12 protein-coding genes are annotated in these 16,660 nt (G+C 69.1%); 8 read left to right on the top strand and 4 right to left on the bottom strand.

The features are described 5' to 3' along the window. Positions 1-86 precede the first annotated feature (86 nt). The 8 genes from gabT (at position 87) to FB560_RS13320 (ending at position 11,119) form a co-directional block, all read left to right on the top strand. Positions 87-1,412: a 4-aminobutyrate--2-oxoglutarate transaminase gene (gene gabT, locus FB560_RS13355; RefSeq protein ID WP_141872820.1), complete on the top strand. Its 1,326-nt coding sequence runs from the start codon at positions 87-89 to the stop codon at positions 1,410-1,412. Continuing rightward, positions 1,409-2,593: an acyl-CoA dehydrogenase family protein gene (locus tag FB560_RS13350; RefSeq protein WP_141872819.1), complete on the top strand. Its 1,185-nt coding sequence runs from the start codon at positions 1,409-1,411 to the stop codon at positions 2,591-2,593. The genes gabT and FB560_RS13350 overlap by 4 nt, the downstream gene beginning before the upstream one ends. Then, complete coding sequence (locus FB560_RS13345) at positions 2,590-4,038, top strand: aldehyde dehydrogenase family protein (protein WP_141872818.1); 1,449 nt, start codon at positions 2,590-2,592, stop codon at positions 4,036-4,038. Before FB560_RS13350 ends, FB560_RS13345 begins: the two co-directional genes overlap by 4 nt. Positions 4,039-4,119: 81 nt before the next feature. Beyond that, entirely contained in the window at positions 4,120-5,640 is a 1,521-nt protein-coding gene (locus FB560_RS13340) for a DNA-3-methyladenine glycosylase 2 family protein (protein WP_141872817.1), read from the top strand. Beyond that, positions 5,637-6,134, top strand: coding sequence for a methylated-DNA--[protein]-cysteine S-methyltransferase (locus FB560_RS13335; RefSeq protein ID WP_141872816.1), 498 nt, complete (start codon positions 5,637-5,639; stop codon positions 6,132-6,134). The genes FB560_RS13340 and FB560_RS13335 overlap by 4 nt, the downstream gene beginning before the upstream one ends. A 297-nt stretch (positions 6,135-6,431) precedes the next feature. Continuing rightward, a complete protein-coding gene (locus FB560_RS13330; protein WP_141872815.1) occupies positions 6,432-8,378 on the top strand; it encodes an ABC transporter ATP-binding protein in 1,947 nt (648 codons plus the stop codon). Continuing rightward, a complete protein-coding gene (locus FB560_RS13325; protein WP_141872814.1) occupies positions 8,375-10,189 on the top strand; it encodes an ABC transporter ATP-binding protein in 1,815 nt (604 codons plus the stop codon). The genes FB560_RS13330 and FB560_RS13325 overlap by 4 nt, the downstream gene beginning before the upstream one ends. 111 nt (positions 10,190-10,300) lie before the next feature. Next, positions 10,301-11,119: a hypothetical protein gene (locus FB560_RS13320; RefSeq protein ID WP_141872813.1), complete on the top strand. Its 819-nt coding sequence runs from the start codon at positions 10,301-10,303 to the stop codon at positions 11,117-11,119. Between the two features lie 7 nt (positions 11,120-11,126). Here FB560_RS13320 and FB560_RS13315 read toward each other — a convergent pair whose 3' ends face one another. Genes FB560_RS13315 through FB560_RS13300 form a run of 4 tightly spaced genes read right to left on the bottom strand, consistent with a single transcriptional unit; the run spans position 11,127 to position 16,646 of the window. Beyond that, entirely contained in the window at positions 11,127-12,566 is a 1,440-nt protein-coding gene (locus FB560_RS13315) for a GH1 family beta-glucosidase (RefSeq protein WP_141872812.1), read from the bottom strand. Continuing rightward, positions 12,563-14,797, bottom strand: a complete 2,235-nt coding sequence (gene yicI / locus FB560_RS13310) for an alpha-xylosidase (RefSeq protein WP_141872811.1) — start codon at positions 14,795-14,797, stop codon at positions 12,563-12,565. The genes FB560_RS13315 and yicI overlap by 4 nt, the downstream gene beginning before the upstream one ends. After that, positions 14,797-15,684, bottom strand: a complete 888-nt coding sequence (locus tag FB560_RS13305; RefSeq protein WP_141872810.1) for a carbohydrate ABC transporter permease — start codon at positions 15,682-15,684, stop codon at positions 14,797-14,799. Before FB560_RS13305 ends, yicI begins: the two co-directional genes overlap by 1 nt. Next, positions 15,684-16,646: a carbohydrate ABC transporter permease gene (locus tag FB560_RS13300; RefSeq protein WP_141872809.1), complete on the bottom strand. Its 963-nt coding sequence runs from the start codon at positions 16,644-16,646 to the stop codon at positions 15,684-15,686. Before FB560_RS13300 ends, FB560_RS13305 begins: the two co-directional genes overlap by 1 nt. Positions 16,647-16,660: the final 14 nt, after the last annotated feature.

The following is a 16,660-nucleotide window of genomic DNA, read 5'->3' as shown; positions in this document are numbered from 1 at the left end:
CTCATTGTGCGTGATGCACAACGAACTCGCAAAGGCTGGGCGAAGTGTACGCATGCGCGATCGCGCTTCGCCCTAGCGTCGACCTCATGACCTCTGTTCCTCACCTGCTCACCGAGATCCCCGGTCCCCGCTCGCGCGAACTCCACGCGCAGCGCGAGGCTGCTGTCGCCTCCGGATTCGGCGTCACGCTGCCCGTGTTCATCGCCAGCGCCGGAACCTCGACCCTTCAGGACGTCGACGGCAACACCCTCATCGACCTGGCCTCCGGCATCGCCGTCACCAGCGTCGGTGCGGCGAACCCGCTCGTGCGGCAGAAGGTCGCCGCGCAACTCGATCTCTTCACCCACACCTGCTTCATGGTGACCGAGTACGAGGGGTTCGTCCGTGTCGCCGAGTGGCTCAACGACCACGTGCCCGGAGACTTCGAGAAGAAGACCGGACTGTTCAGCACCGGGGCGGAGGCTGTCGAGAACGCGGTGAAGATCGCTCGCGCGTACTCCGGGCGGCCGGGGGTCCTCGTGATCGACGAGGCCTACCACGGCCGGTCGCTGCTGACCATGGCGATGACCGCCAAGGAGCACCCGTACAAGACCTCGTTCGGTCCGTTCCCCGGCGATGTCGTCCGTGGGCCGAACGCGAACCCGCTCCGCGGTGCGGGGACGGATGCGGCACTCGCCGAGATCGAGCGCATCGTCGTCGACCACGGCGCGGACCACTTCGCGGCGCTCGTCGTCGAGCCGATCCAGGGCGAGGGCGGGTTCGTCGTTCCGGCGGAGGGCTTCCTCGCAGGCCTGCGCCGCATCGCGGACGCTCACGGGATCGTGCTCGTCATCGACGAGATCCAGACCGGTCTCGGCCGCACGGGGCGTCTGTTCGCGAGCGAGCACGACGGCATCGCCGGCGACATCACTCTCACCGCGAAAGCGCTCGGAGGGGGGCTGCCCTTGAGTGCCGTCACCGGCCGCGCCGACATCATGGATGCCGCGCACGCGGGCGGCCTCGGGGGCACCTACGCGGGCAACCCGCTGGCATGCGCGGCCGCCCTCGCCGTCTTCGAGGTGCTCGAGGACCCGGACCTGCTGCCGCGCGTCGCGGGGATCGAGCGGAGCATCCGCCGCCACCTCGAACCCCTCCTCGTCGAACTCGACATCGTCGCCGAGGTCCGCGGGCACGGGGCGATGATGGCGATCGAGTTCGCCGACCCCGGAACGCTCGCGCCGCGGGCCGACCTCGCGCAGCGCATCGCATCGGCGTGCCACGCCGCAGGCGTCATCACGCTGACCTGCGGCACCTTCGGCAACGTCATCCGGCTGCTCCCTCCGCTGGTCATCGAAGACGCCGTGCTCGAGGCGGGGCTCGAGATCCTCGCCGCATCCATCCGCTCCATCGCTGCCGAGGAGGCCGCCGCATGACCCCTGTTCCCGACCTGCTCGACTTCGACGAGCTCCTCTCCGCGGACGAGCGGGCGATGCGCGACAGCGTCCGGGGCTTCGTCGACGCGCGCATCCGTCCGCACATCGCCGGCTGGTACGACGACGCGATCTTCCCCACCGAGCTCGTGCCGGAGCTCGCCGAGCTCGGGCTGCTCGGGATGCACCTGAACGGATACGGCTGCGCCGGTCGCAGCGCGGTGGAATACGGGCTGGCGGCGATGGAGCTCGAAGCGGGCGACTCGGGGCTGCGCACCTTCGTATCGGTGCAGGGATCCCTCGCGATGAGCGCCATCCACAAGCACGGCAGCGAGGAGCAGAAGCAGGAGTGGCTCCCGCGCATGGCGCGTGGCGAGGTCATCGGCTGCTTCGGGCTCACCGAGCCGAACTCCGGATCGGACCCGTCGAGCATGACGACCTTCGCGCGCCGAGACGGCGACGGGTGGGTGATCAACGGGGCCAAGCGCTGGATCGGCCTCGCCTCGATCGCGCAGATCGCGATCATCTGGGCGCAGACCGATGACGGCATCCGGGGCTTCATCGTGCCCACGGACTCCGAGGGCTTCGTCGCGACCCCGATCGCTCCGAAGCTGTCGATGCGCGCCTCGATCCAGTGCGACATCACGCTCACCGACGTGCGACTGCCCGCCGAGGCGCAGCTCCCGGAGGCGCGCGGACTGCGTGCCCCGTTCTCCTGCCTGAACGAAGCCCGCTACGGCATCGGATGGGGCGTCATCGGCGCCGCACGAGACAGCTACGCGACGGCCCTGTCGTACTCGCTCACACGCATCCAGTTCAACCAGCCCATCGCCTCGTTCCAGCTCACGCAGCAGAAGCTCGTCGACATGGCGATCGAGATCGAGAAGGCGCAGCTGCTCGCGCTGCGGCTCGGGCGCCTCAAGGACGCCGGCTCGCTCGCCCCGCACCAGATCTCGGTCGCCAAGCTCAGCAACACCCGCGCGGCGATCGCCATCGCGCGAGAGGCCCGCACCATCCTCGGCGGCAACGGCGTCTCCGGCGACTACTCGCCGCTCCGTCACGCCGCGAACCTGGAATCCGTCCGCACCTACGAGGGGACCGACGAGATCCACACGCTCGTGCTCGGCGCCCACATCACGGGCATCCCGGCGTTCCGCAACACCCTCATCGAAGGAGCATCATGACCGTCATCGCTCTGCGCCATCTCATCGACGGCACGTGGATCGAGGGCGCCGGCGAGGCTCTCGTCGATGTGAATCCGAGCCGTCCGCGCGACATCGTCGCCGAAGGCCCCGGCGCATCGGAGGCCGATGTCGACCGCGCCTTCGTCGCGGCCAGGGCGGCGTTCGACGGGTGGCGCCGCACCCCGGCTCGTGCGCGAGCGGCGATCCTGCTCCGTGCCGCCGACATCATCGACGCGCATCGGGACGAATGGGGCCGCGAGCTCGCCCGCGAGGAGGGGAAGACGATCGCCGAGGCCGTCGCCGAGACCGGCCACTCCGCGAACATCCTCCGCTTCCATGCGCAGGAGGTCGAGCGGCAGAGCGGCGGGGTGTTCGAGTCGCCGAGCCCGGGGGAGCGGATCCTCGTCATCCGCCGGCCCGTCGGTGTGATCGGGGCGATCACCCCGTTCAACTTCCCGATCTCCATTCCGGCGTGGAAGCTCGCGCCCGCACTGGTCTGGGGCAACACGGTCGTGTGGAAGCCGGCCACGTTCGTGCCCGTGCTCGCGATGCGGTTCGCGGAGGCCCTCCAGGAGGCGGGTCTGCCCCAGGGGGTGCTCAACCTCGTCAACGGCACAGCCGCCGTCGGCGAGGCGATCGTGTCGCACCCGGATGTCGACGCCGTGACCTTCACCGGTTCCACGAAGGTCGGCCGGATCATCGCCGCTCAGCTCGCCGCCCGCGGCATCCCCTTCCAGGGAGAGATGGGCGGGAAGAACGCGTCGCTCGTGCTGGCGGACGCCGATCTCGATGTCGCCGTCGAGCAGGTCGCGATCGGTGCCTTCCGCGCCGCCGGGCAGAAGTGCACGGCCACCTCGAGGGTCATCGTGCACGAGGCCGTGGCCGACGAGTTCCTCCGGCGACTCGCGATCCGCACCGAGCAGATGGTCGTCGGCGACGCGCAGGACGAGGGCGTCGAGGTCGGACCCGTCGTGGACGCCGGCGCGCGCGACCGGGTCGCCGCCGCGCTCGTCCGGGCCCGCACCACGGCGACCGCGGTCGTCGCTCCGGAGCCGTACTCGTCCGGTGCGCTCGCCGAGGGCTACTTCATCCCACCGTCCGTCTTCGAACTGCAGGAGGACGCCCCGGGCGAACTGTGGACCGAAGAGCTCTTCGGCCCCGTGGTCGGCGTGCGCAGGGTCGCGAGCACGGAGGCCGGGATCGCCCTCGTGAACGACAGCGAGTACGGTCTCTCCACGGCGGTGTTCACGACCGGTCTCGCGGATGCGCTCAGCGCGATCGAGGACATCCGGGTCGGCGTCGTGCACATCAACTCCGCATCGGCAGGGGCCGACTTGCACGTGCCGTTCGGCGGCAGCGGGGCCAGCGCGCTGGGCCCGAAGGAGCAGGGGGCAGCGGCCAGGGAGTTCTTCACGGAGACGGCCACGGTGTATCTGCGCGGCTGACATCTCTGGTCATCTGCTGGTGCCCACCGTGGTGTCCGATTTCCGCTAGTAGGTGTCGTCGGTGCGTGACAGAGTGGAGGCATGAGCCTTCCTGTGACCGACTTCGACGAGCGGTACCGTGCCATCAGCGCACGTGACACGCGCTTCGATGGACAGTTCGTGACGGCCGTGAGCTCGACCGGGATCTACTGCCGTCCGAGCTGCCCCGCCCGCACGCCGAAGCCGCAGAACGTCACGTTCTATCCGACCAGCGCTGCCGCTCACGAGGCGGGATACCGGGCGTGCAAGCGCTGCCTGCCCGAGGCCGCGCCCGGATCTCCGGCGTGGGACATCCGCGGTGACACGGCGGCGCGCGCCATGCGCCTGATCTCCTCCGGCGTGGTGGAGCGCGAGGGCGTGCCCGGTCTTGCCGCGCGCCTCGGCTACTCGAGCAGGCACCTCACGCGGCTCCTGACCACCGAGCTCGGCGCCGGGCCCCTGGCACTCGCGCGGGCGCACCGGGCGCACACCGCGCGGATGCTGCTGGTCGGCACGGACATGCCCATCTCGGACGTCGCCTTCTCGGCGGGGTTCGCGAGCATCCGACAGTGCAACGACACGATCCGCGAGGTCTTCGGCCTCACCCCGGGTGAGCTGCGGTCACGACGGCGGATGCCGGCGTCCGCTGCCCCCGGTGCCATCGACCTCGTGTTGCCCTCCCGCGGCCCGCTCGACGCGAGCGGGATCTTCGCGTGGATGACGGCGCGTGCCGTGCCCGGTGTGGAGGAGGCGACGGAGCACTCGTTCTCCCGGCACCTGCGCATGGACGGAGGCCCCGCCTGGTTCGAGGTGCGCGAGGACGACACGGCCCGCCTCCACCTGCGTGCCCGTGTCGCCCGTCTGGGAGATCTCGCACCGCTCGTCTCGACCGTGCGCCGGATCTTCGACCTCGACGCCGATCCGCTGGCGATCGATGACGCCCTCTCGACTCATCCCGAGCTCGCGCCGCTCGTGGCGCGCACCCCGGGCATCCGCGTTCCCGGCTCCGCCGACCCGCACGAGATGCTCATCAGGGCGATGGTCGGCCAGCAGATCACCGTCGTCGCCGCGCGCACGGCGCTCACCGCGCTCACCGAAGCGCTCGGGGAGCGCACCGAGAACGGGCTGCTGTTCCCGACCATGGGCGCGATCGCCGCACACGGCGCCGAGGTGCTGCGCGGCCCCGCTGCCCGCATCCGTGCCATCACGGGAGCCGCTGCCGCGCTCGCCGACGGGTCGCTCACGCTCACCGTGGGAGACGATGGTCCCGCGCAACGCGAGGCGCTGCTGGCCATGCCCGGCATCGGACCCTGGACGGCCGACTACGTGCGCATGCGCGTGCTCGGCGATCCCGATGTGCTGCTCCCCGGCGACGTGGCGCTGCGGGCGGGAGCCGCAGCCTCGGGACTGCCCGGCGAGCCGCGCCCGCTCACGGCATGGGCCGAGCGCACGGCCCCCTGGCGCAGCTACCTCAGCGCGCACCTCTGGCGCGCCGCGCCGGTGCGTCAGCCGGCAGCCCGGCGTACGGCATCCGTCCGCACGGCGATGCGTGCAGAAGACACGACCTCGAAGGAGACATCATGACCGCCATCATCCAGACCATCGACACCCCCGACGGTGCCTTCACGATCCTCGCCGACGATCGTCAGCGCGTGCTCTCGTCCGGATGGACCACCGACGTCGAGGCGATCCTCGGTCGGCTGTCCGCCGCGGCCAGGCCCGAAGAGTTCCGCGAGGGCGAGACGGAGGCCGCGGACGCCGCACTCGCCTACTACGCCGGTGACCTCTCGGCGATCGACGCCGTGGCCGTGAAGCAGTCCGGCACGGTGCTCCAGCTCACCGGTTGGTCGCAGCTCCGCGCCATCGCACCGGGGGACCCGCTGACCTACACGGGTTTCGCCGCGCGGCTCGACAACCCGCGGGCCGTGCGCGCCGCGGCATCCATCTGCGCGCGCAATGCGCCGGCGCTGTTCGTGCCGTGCCACCGGGTGCTGCGCACGGACGGCACGCTCGGCGGCTTCGCCTGGGGGATCGCGGTCAAGAAGAGTCTGCTGGCGCGCGAGTCGATCGCGCGGTGAGCCGGGCGGTTCCCCGCGGGCGGGAATGACTCTTGCGCTCAGCTGGTTCACAGCAATAGGCTGGTGGGCTGTCGCGCCGACCGGACGACATCGCCGAGCCCCTGAGGAGGACACCATGACCACGATCTTCGTCACGCAGATCGCAGCTCTCGGCTCGACCCCGGTGCGTCCGCTCGGTTAGAGCCGCATCGCGCCCGATCAGGGCCAGCCATCTCGGATGCCGGACCTCCAGAGTCCGCTCTCGCATCCGCCTCTCCTTCCTGAACCGCTTCTCCGCACGAAACTCATCTGAGAGACATGTCTTCCTCGCCTTCTTCGCAGAACACCGCGTCCTCCCTGTCCACCCCCGCCGCGCTGTGGCGGCTGAAGCCCTTCGTCAAGCCCGTGATCTGGCGGCTCGCCGGGGGTGCGGCCAGCGCCCTCATCGCGGCCATCATCGCCCTCATGATCCCGATCGTGCTCGAGCAGATCATCAGCGGACCCGTCCGCGACGGTGAGATCAGCGCGATCATCTGGGGAGCCGTGGCGGTCTTCGCCCTCGCCCTCGGCGAGGCGCTCATGGTCTGGCTGCGACGCCAGTTCGTGCTCAACCCGGCCACCGAGGTCGAGTACAAGATGCGCACCGAGCTCTACTCGCGTCTGCAGACCCTGCCGGTGTCGTTCCACGACCGGTGGGGTTCCGGCCAGCTGCTCAGCCGCATGATGCAGGACATCGGTCTGATCCGCCGGTGGCTCGCGTTCGGGCTCGTGCTGCTCGTGGTGAACATCCTCACCATCATCATCGGATCGGTGCTGCTGTTCCGGTGGCACTGGCTGCTCGGCACGATCTTCCTGGTGACGGCGATCCCGCTGTGGATCCGCGGCTACCTGTTCGAGAAGCGCTACGGCGCGCTGACCCGGCGCAGCCAGGATCAGGCCGGCGACCTCGCGACCAGCGTCGAGGAGAGCGTGCACGGCATCCGCGTGCTGAAGGCGTTCGGCCGGGGCAAGCACGCGCTCAGCCGTTTCAGCCGCCAGGCTGAGACCCTGCGCGAGACCGAGATGAGCAAGGCCAGCGCGATCGCGTCGATCTGGTTCTGGCTCGACCTCATGCCGCAGATCGCGTTCGGTCTGAGCCTGATGTCCGGCATCTGGCTGATCTCGCAGGGGCAGATCGACGAGGCGCAGCTGTTCGCGTTCTTCGCGATGGCCGTCGTGCTGCGCTGGCCCATCGAGTCGATCGGCTTCCTGTTCTCGTTCATGCTCGACGCCCGCACGGCCACCGACCGCGTGTTCGACATCTTCTCCGAGACGAACACCATCACCGACCCGGAGAACCCCGTGCACATCACGAACCCGCGCGGAGAGCTCGCGTTCGTGAACGCGCATTTCCGTTACCAGGACGCGGGTGCGCACGAGCGCGATCTGCTCGACGGCATCGACCTCGTGCTGCGTCCGGGCGAGACCATGGCGCTGGTCGGTCTCACCGGCAGCGGCAAGACCACCCTCACCACGCTGCCCACGCGTCTGTACGACGTGACGGGCGGCACGGTCACGCTCGACGGCGTCGATGTGCGCGATCTTCCGCTCGCGGGACTCCGTCAGCACATCGCGATGGCGTTCGAGGACGCGACGCTGTTCTCGGCGACCGTCCGGGAGAACGTGCTGCTCGGCCGCGCCGAGCTCGACGTGCACAGCGAAGAGGGCGAGCGTGTGCTGCGGGAAGCGCTGCAGGTGGCCCAGGCCTCATTCGTGGACTCGCTGCCCGACGGCGTGGAGACGGTGATCGGCGAGGAGGGGCTCAGCCTCTCGGGCGGTCAGCGTCAGCGACTCGCCCTCGCCCGCGCGGTGGCCGCGAACCCGAAGGTCCTCGTGCTGGACGACCCCTTGTCGGCGCTCGACGTCGACACCGAGGCGCTCGTGGAGGAGGCGCTGCGCCATGTGCTCGCCGACACCACGGCCATGATCGTGGCGCACCGCCCCTCGACGGTCGCACTCGCGGACCGCGTCGCGCTGCTCGAGGCGGGCAGGATCACCGCGGTGGGCACCCACTCGGAGCTGTTGAAGACGAGCCGGCACTACCGCCACGTCATCTCCAGCCTGGAGGCGGAGGAGGCCGCGCGCACCGGGGCGATCCCGGTGATCCGTGATGAACAGGCCGAGATCGACGAAGAGGTCCGCGAGGGCCTCGGGATGCAGGCTGCCGACGATGCTTCGACAGGCTCAGCAACCGCCGTTGAAGAGGACAAGGAGGTGCAGCGATGAGCTCCGCCATCACCGGAACACAGGATGAGGACCGCTCGCGGTACACCCGCGAGGAGAGCACGGCGATCCGTCGTCGGTCCCTCCGACTGCTCGGCTCCCTGGTCAGCCCCTTGAAGCCGCGGATCGTCCTCGCCGCCGCGGTGCTCGTCATCTCGACCGCACTGCAGGTGGCCGGCCCGATCCTCATCAGCATGGGGCTCGACCGCGCATTGCCGGCCGTGCTGAACGACGCCGACTGGATGCCGACCTTCATGATCGGCGGCATCTACCTGCTCGCGGGTGTCTTCGCGGCCGTGCTGATCGCCTGGTACGTCATCATCGCCGCCAAGCTCACGCAGGCGGTGCTGCTCGACCTGCGCAAGCGGATCTTCCTGCACACCCAGCGCCTGAGCCTGGAGTTCCACGAGTCCTACACGTCCGGTCGCATCATCTCGCGGCAGACCAGTGACCTGGACTCGATCAAGGAGCTCCTCGACGGCGGCCTGAACGAGCTCGTCTCCGGTGTGCTCTTCGGACTCTTCACGTTCATCGCCCTGTGCTTCTGGGACTGGCAGTCCGGCCTGATCCTCGCGATCGGCGGCGTGCCGCTGTTCTTCCTGATGCGCTGGTTCTACTCGCGCTCGCAGCTCGTGTACCGCGAGTCGCGCGTGATCAGCGCCAAGGTGATCGTGCAGTTCGTGGAGACCATGACCGGAATCCGCGCCGTGAAGGCGTTCCGCAAGGAACCGCGCAACGACAAGGCGTTCCAGGAGGTCGCGGGGGACTACCGCGACGTCAACCGCCGCTCGATGCTGCTGTTCGGTACGTTCGAGCCCGGACTCATGGGCGTGGCCGCGCTCGTGCTCGGCATCGTCGTGCTGTGGGGCGGCATCCGGGTCTCCGAGGGAGCGCTCACGGTCGGTGTGCTGCTGTCGGCCGTGCTCTACGTGCGCAACTTCTTCGCGCCCATGCAGGAGATCGCGATGTTCCTGAACTCCTACCAGTCCGCCACCGCGGCGCTGGAGAAGGTGTCGGGAGTGCTCGAAGAGGTGCCGACGGTTCCGGATCCCGAGAAGCCGGTCGACCTGTGGGAGTCCCGCGGGCACATCGAGTTCGACGAGGTGACCTTCGGCTACAACGGCGAGAAGACGATCCTCCCGAACTTCTCGCTCGACATCCCGGCGGGGCAGACGATCGCGCTGGTCGGCACGACCGGTGCGGGCAAGTCCACTCTGGCGAAGCTCATCTCGCGGTTCTACGACCCCTCGCTGGGTCGCGTGACGCTCGACGGCATCGACCTGCGCTCCCTGCACCCGAAGGATCTGCGCCGCGCCATCGTCATGGTGACACAGGAGGCCTACCTGTTCAGCGGCACCGTCGCGGACAACATCGCACTCGGCAAGCCCGACGCGACGCTCGATGAGATCAGGGCAGCCGCCCGCGCGGTCGGCGCCGACGAGTTCATCTCGTCGCTGCCCGACGGCTACGGCACCGACGTGAACAAGCGCGGTGGCAGGGTGTCGGCGGGTCAGCGTCAACTGATCTCCTTCGCCCGGGCCTTCCTGGCCGACCCCGCCGTGCTGATCCTCGACGAGGCCACGGCATCGCTCGACATCCCGTCCGAGCGATTGATCCAGGACGCACTGCAGACGCTGCTGAAGGACCGCACCGCGATCATCATCGCGCACCGTCTGTCGACGGTCGCGATCGCCGACCGGGTCCTGGTGATGGAGCATGGCGAGATCATCGAGGATGACACCCCTGCCGCGCTGATCGGCGGCACCGGCAAGTTCGCGCAGCTGCATGCGGCCTGGCAGGAGACGCTGGTCTAGGGTCTTCCGGTCGCAGAGAAGGTCGCTCTCCTCCCGGGGAGTGACCTTTTCTGCGACGGGAGGCTCACACCGCCGGCCGTGTGAGATCCACGGGCTGGGTAGCATCGAAGGATGGACCCGTTGATGCTCGTCGCCGAGTGGTGGTGGATCGCGCCCGTCGCGGCCGGCGGGGTCACCGCGGGGGCGATCGGCGTCCGCCGTCGTTCCCGCTCGAGCGGTCGACGCCTCGCGGTCGATGCGGCCCGCCACGACCTGAAGGCCGCGCAGATCGCGATCGTCGAGAAGCGCGCGGCGGTGAAAGTCGCCAGGGCCGACGTCGCACACGTATCGGCCGAGCGCGCCGCGCGCCGCGCGTCGCCGGAACAGGTCGCCAGCGCGAAGCGGATGCTGCGCGACAGCGAGCGCGACGTGAAGGCCGCCGCGGCTGACATCAAAGCCCGACAGGCGCGGCTGCAGGCGGCGCGAGCGGCCATTCCGGCGAAATCCGCACCGCGACCGCTCGACCGCCTGCGGGCGGAGCACGATGCCATCGTGGTGCAGTGGATGCAGTACGAGACCGACCCGGCGCGCCAGATCGCCTACCCCGCCATGACCGACGTGAAGCAGCCCGCGACGGCCGCCTATCTGCGGGCGGCTGGTCGTGCGACCGATCTGCGCCGGGAGGCCGGCGATCGACCGACCCCGGCGGAGTTCGCGGCGTATCGTGACGGTGTCGCACATCTCGCGCGGGCGTTCGAGATCGCCGAGCACGCGGCCCGCGTCGCCGCGGGGGAGCGTTCGGCCGCCCCGGCCTGGCAGGACGCGGCGCAGGACGCGATCAGCCGCTCCGCCGAGGCCATCGACCGCGCGGCCGAGGCCGCCGCCTCGGCCTTCACCGCGTGGACGACGCGGGGACGCAAGCCCCCGCGCCCGCCACGCGACGACGGCTGATCCCGCGTCAGGCGCCCACCGTCCGGGTGCGTACGAGCTCGCGGTACCAATGGCCCGAATCCTTGACCGTGCGTTCGAGCGAGTCGAAGTCCACGCGCACGATGCCGAAGCGCTTGGCGTAGCCGTAGCCCCACTCGAAGTTGTCGAGCAGCGACCAGACGAAGTAGCCGCGCAGGTCGACTCCGCGCTCGAGCGCCCGGTGCGCCGCCGTGAAGTGGCGCCGGAGGTAGTCCGTGCGCGCGGGGTCGGGCACCGAGCCGTCCTCGGCGACCTCGTCGTCGAATGCGGCGCCGTTCTCGGTGACCATGAGCGGCTGCGCGGGGAACTGCTCCGACAGCGACACCAGCAGCTCTTCCAGACCCTCCGGCGCGATGTTCCAGCCCATCGCCGTGTACGGTCCCGGCTGCTCGACGAACTCCACGATCCGGTCGCTGCCCGGCCAGGCGGTGCCACCGGTGGTGCCCTTGTGCCCGTCGTTCTGCTGCTGCTCCGAGACGCCGTCCCACAGCTGCACGGTCGCGGTGGAGTAGTAGTTCACGCCCAGCACGTCGATCGGCTGGTTGATCGTGGCGAGGTCGCCGTCTTCCACGAAGCCCCAGTCGGTGACCTCCGCGGTGTCGGCGAGGAGGTCGGCGGGGTACTCGCCGCGGAGCATCGGGCCGGTGAACGCACGGTTCGCGAGGGCGTCGATGCGGCGCACGGCCTCAGCCGATCCCTCACCCTTCCCGCGCAGCACGTGGAAGTTCAGGGTCACGGAATAGTCGGGATCCCCGGCCGAGGTCGCCCGCAACGCCTGCACCGCGCGCCCGTGCGCGAGGTTCAGATGGTGCACCGCCGCGAGCGCGGATGCCGGCTCGTGTCGCCCCGGCGCGTGGCCGCCCTGGCCGTAGCCGAGGTAGGCGGAGCACCAGGGCTCGTTGAGCGTCGTCCAGGTGTGCACGCGGTCGCCGAGGGCGCTGCCCATGATCTCGGCGTAGCGCTCGAACGCGTCGGTGGTGGCGCGAGACGTCCAGCCACCGGCATCCTCGAGGTACTGGGGGAGGTCCCAGTGGTACAGCGTCGCCACAGGGCGGATGCCGCGTGCGAGCAGTCCGTCGACCAGGCGTGAGTAGAAGTCGATCCCCGCCTGGTTCACCTCGCCCGAGGCGGTGGGGACGATGCGAGGCCAGGCGATCGAGAAGCGGTAGGCCTGCAGACCGAGGTCCGACATCAGATCGAGGTCCTCGTCCACGCGGTGGTAGTGGTCGCACGCCACGTCACCGGTGTCGCCGTTCCAGACCTTGCCCGGTGTCCTGCTGAACGTGTCCCAGATCGATGGTGTGCGGCCGTCCTCGGCCGCCGCTCCCTCGATCTGATACGAGGCGGTCGCGGAGCCGAAGGTGAAGCCCTCGGGGAACACGAGGCCTGAGCCTCGGTAGTCGTCGCGCGGGATGAGCGGCGTGGTCATTCGGTGATCTCCTCCAGATCGACGGTGTACGTCTCGGCGCGACCTGAGGGATCGGTCACGGTCACCGAGGCGGTTCCCGTGCCACCCGCGAAGACACGCAGCTGCAGTCCGTCATGGTAGTCGTACTCCGGGCCGTCCACACGGGAGCCCCACGGCAGGACGGTGCCGGGGCGCACGTACAGCGGAAGGGAGTCGAAGCCGTGCGTCTCGCGTCGCCACCCGCCGCCGGCCACTCGTTCGCCGGTCAGCAACGAGGTCCATTCGCCGGCGGGGAGATAGAACTCCACCGTGCCGTCGGCGGAGAACACCGGGGCCACGAGAAGGCTCGAGCCGAGCATGTACTGCCGATCCAGATACCCGGCTGCGGGATCGTCGGGGAACTCGAGCGCCATCGGCCGCATCAGCGGCACGCCGGTGCGCGCGGCGTCGAGTCCGTGCTGGTACAGGTACGGCATCAGCCGCATCTTCAGGTGTGTGAAGCGTCGGGTGACCTCGACGGCCTCGTCGTCGAAGGCCCACGGCACGCGGTACGAGCTCGAACCGTGGAAACGGGAGTGCGAGCCGAGCAGCCCGAACGCGGTCCAGCGCTTGAAGACGCCGGCATCCGGAGTGCCCTCGAAGCCGCCGATGTCGTGACTCCAGAAGGCGAAGCCGCTCAGGGCGAGCGAGAGCCCGCCGCGCAGGGTCTCGGCCATCGAGGTGTAGGTCGAGGTCGAGTCACCGCCCCAGTGCACCGGCATGCTCTGTCCGCCGGCGGTCGCCGACCGCGCGAACAGCACGGCCTCGCCTTCACCACGCGCGTCCGTGAGCACGTCGAACACGGCCCGGTTGTACAGGTCGGTGTAGCGGTTGTGCATGCGCTCGGGATCCGCGCCGTCCGCCCAGACGACATCGGTGGGGATGCGTTCGCCGAAGTCCGTCTTGAAGCAGTCCACGCCCTGGGCGACGAGGCGCCGCAGGTGTCCCTGGTACCAGGCGGTCGCCTCCGGGTTCGTGAAGTCGACCAGGCCCATGCCGGCCTGCCACAGGTCCCACTGCCACACCGAGCCGTCAGCGCGACGCACCAGGAAGCCCTGATCCGCGGCCTCCCGGAACAGCGGGGAGCGCTGCGCGATGTACGGGTTGATCCAGACGCAGACCCGCAGGTCCTTCTCGTGCAGGCGCGACAGCATCCCGTCGGGATCGGGGAAGACCCGCGGATCCCACTCGAAGTCGCACCAGTTGAACTCGCGCATCCAGAAGCAGTCGAAGTGGAACACCGACACCGGCAGCTCTCGCGCCGCCATCTCGTCGATGAAGGAGTTCACGGTCTGCTCGTCGTAGTCGGTGGTGAAGCTCGTCGACAGCCACAGCCCGTACGACCAGGCGGGAACGACGGGCGGCCGCCCGGTGAGGGCGGTGTACCGCCCGAGCACCTCCTTCGGCGAGGGGCCCGCGATCACGAAGTACTCGAGCTGCTCGCCCGACACCGAGAACTGCACGCGCTCGACGGCCTCGGAACCGATCTCGTACGAGACATGCCCCGCGTCGTTGACCAGCACGCCATAGCCGCGATTGGACAGATGGAAGGGCACGTTCTTGTACGCCTGCTCGGACGAGGTGCCGCCGTCGGCGTTCCACACCTCCACGGACTGGCCGTTCTTGACCAGCGGGCCGAAGCGCTCGCCGAGTCCGTAGATCAGCTCACCCACGCCGAGGTCGAGCTGCTCGTGCACGAAGGTGGAAGCGGCGGGTGTCCCGCCGCCCTGTCGCGCATTGCTGACGATGCCGGGGTCGACCTGCGCGTCCGGGGTGAGCTGGACGAATCCCTGCGCCTTGCTGCCGCTGCCGGTGACACGTCGACCGTCGACCTCGAAGGAGAGATCCCAGGGAGCTCCGGGGACGACCTTCGCGACGAGACTTCCGGCATCCAGCACTCCGCCTCCCGCCGAGACGGAGACCGCCGCGGTACGTGCACCGGCGCCGGGAAGCGTGAACCCGCCGTGCCAGCGCCCGCCGGTGTGATGGGCGATGCGCACCCGGATGACGCCTTCGGCGGGGGAGGAGAGTGTGGTCGTCAACACGGGACGGTTGAGCACGTCTCCGCGCTTGGCGATCGCCAGCGTGGGGGCGGTGATGACGATACCGGGACCGTCGGGGGTGTCCGTGGTCTCGGCGATGTCGTAGGCCTCCTGCGCATACAGCGCCGTGACGCCGGGACGCAGCTGCCAGAACCCGTCGGTGAACTTCATTACTTGACTGCTCCTGCCGTGATGCCACGCGTGAGCGTGCGCTGGAAGATGAGGAAGAAGATGAGGGTGGGGATGATGCCCAGCAGCGCGGAAGCGCTGGTGGTCGTGACGTCCATCAGCCGGTCGCCCTGGAGAACGCTGATCGCCACGGGGACGGTCTGGTTCGCGTTCGAGGCGAGGAACGTCAGCGGGATCAGGAACTCGTTCCAGGTCCAGATGAAGAAGAAGATGAGCAGCACCGACAGCGTCGGGCGGCTGATCGGGAAGACCACGCGCCACAGGATCTGCCACCGGCTCGCTCCGTCGAGCGATGCCGCCTCGAGGATCTCCTTGGGGAAGGTGCCGTACACCGAGGAGAGCAGGTAGGTGCCGAACGCCGCCTGGATCACCGTGAACACGATGATCACCGCCCACACGTTGTCGTACAGCCCGACGGATTTGAACATGTAGTACAGCGGGTAGAGCAGCGCCTCCTGCGGCAGCAGGTTGGCGAGCAGGAAGAGCAGCACGATCCAGGAGCGGCCACGGACGCGTCCGATGCCGATCGCGAAGGCGTTGAGCATCGAGATGACGACGGCGAGCACCGCGACGATCCCGGAGATGAAGATCGAGTTCCAGACCTTCTCGGGGAAGTTGACGCGCTCCCAGAACTTGATGATGCCGCCGAAGTCGAGTGTCTCGGGGAGTGCGAGCGGCCCGGAGGTCGCGTAGTCGACGGGGGACTTGAAGGAGTTCACGAGCACGAGGTAGAAGGGCGCGATCACCAGGATGGCGCCGACGATCACGAGCGCCAGGAGCAGCCAGTCGACGGGACGCTTCTTGGTCATGCCCCCGCGGGGACGGGCCTTGGCCGGCTTTCCGGTCACGATGGCGGTGGTGGCGTGCATCACAGACCCGCCCTTTCCTTGCGTTCGAGGGAGTTCTGCACGCGGATGAAGATGATCGACACGATGACCACGACGATCGTGAGCACGGTGGCGATGGTCGCGCCGTAGCCGACGTTCCGCTTCGTGAAGAACTCCTGGTAGGCGTAGTACGCGGGCACCAGGGTGGCGCCGGCGGGACCGCCGCGGGTGATGATGTAGACCGGGCCGAACACCTTCAGTGCGGCGATCGTGCAGGTCAGGGTGACCACGAAGATCTCGGGGCGGATGATGCTCATCGTGATGGCGGTGAATCGCTGGAGCCAGTTGGCGCCGTCGAGCTCGGCCGCTTCGTAGAGTTCGGGGTCGACCCGCTGGAGCGCCGCCATGAAGACGACGACCGGATAGCCCAGCTGCACCCACACCATGACGAGCATCAGCACGATCAATGCGGACGGCATCTGGCCCAGCCAGTCGTACGCCGGGATGCCGAACGCGCCGAGGATCTGGTTGAGCGCGCCGTCGCCGCCGGGGCGCACGATCCATCCGATCACGATGCCGGCGACGGCGATCGGGAGGATCTGCGGGAGGTAATAGGTCGCGCGGAGGAAGCTGCCGACCTTGCCGCCGAACTTGCGTCCGACGACGTCGAAGAGGAGCGCGGCGACGATGAGTCCGACGATCGTGGGGACCACGACCATCGCCAGGATCATCCACACCGAGTTCGTGAACGAGGTCCAGAAGTCGCTGTCGGTGAGGATCTTCTGCCAGTTCTCGAGGCCGATGAACTCGGGGGTGCGCACGCCCTTCCACTTGGTGAAGGTGAGGTACACGTTCCAGACGAGCGGCACGATGACGATGATCAGCAGCAGGACGAAGCCGGGGAGCAGGTACAGCCAGTAGCCGCCAGTCCCTCCGCGGCGCTGCGGGATCGACGGTTCTTCCGGGGGGAGCGCCGTGCGGCGCTGGCGGGTGGCGAGAGACATGTTCAACTCCAGGA

The organism is Microbacterium saperdae, assembly GCF_006716345.1.
Taxonomy (GTDB): domain Bacteria; phylum Actinomycetota; class Actinomycetes; order Actinomycetales; family Microbacteriaceae; genus Microbacterium; species Microbacterium saperdae.
This window is presented reverse-complemented; position numbering and strand designations above follow the sequence as displayed.